Origin of the sequence: Flectobacillus sp. BAB-3569, from assembly GCF_002270355.1 — a bacterium.
In the GTDB taxonomy this organism is placed as follows: domain Bacteria; phylum Bacteroidota; class Bacteroidia; order Cytophagales; family Spirosomataceae; genus Flectobacillus; species Flectobacillus roseus.
The window spans coordinates 1-552 of record NZ_NJFZ01000189.1 but is presented as its reverse complement, the minus strand read 5'-3'; the positions used below and the strand labels follow the sequence as shown (position 1 = coordinate 552).

The 552-nt window shown below is 39.0% G+C and carries 1 pseudogene; it reads right to left on the bottom strand.

From position 1 onward, the window contains the following. Window positions 1-243: 243 nt before the first annotated feature. Window positions 244-552: pseudogene (locus BWI92_RS26950) on the bottom strand (hypothetical protein); the annotation flags it as partial.

Below are 552 nucleotides of genomic sequence, written 5' to 3'. Positions count from 1 at the left end.
CGATATCAGTTACTGGATTGTAGCTCGTTGTTCCTGTTATGCCGTTTCCCATTTGCAGTTGATAACAGAAGATGTCTTGTTGAATGTTACAATTGCCTTCGTAAGTTTATTATCGTAGTAGGTAAAGAAACAAAGCTGAGAGCAACGTACTTGTCCAATGGTAACCAGGAACACAAATACGTTTATTAGGGGGAGAATAGTATCCTTTTTTTATCCGTGTTAGTCGTTTTGCCTTTGAGCTTTCTACACTACAAAGCCCTTCCAAAACCAAGATTCAGCCTTTTCTAGCCGACTATCATCCCAAAGCATTAGCGGACGTTTTCCCTGTTTTACTAACGATTCAAGCCTTTTTCGAGTTTGACTAAAGAGAAAATTATCAATGATAGTAGATGTCCATTTTTKGCGTAACAGATTACTGATGCGCTTTGTCCCAGCGGGAGCATGTGAAAAACCGCAAATATAGCCACCTAACTCACTAAGCAATAAGCCCATAGAGTTGTGTCGATGCAATAAAATGGCAACTATTAAATCGTAAAAAGTACGAACTAAACG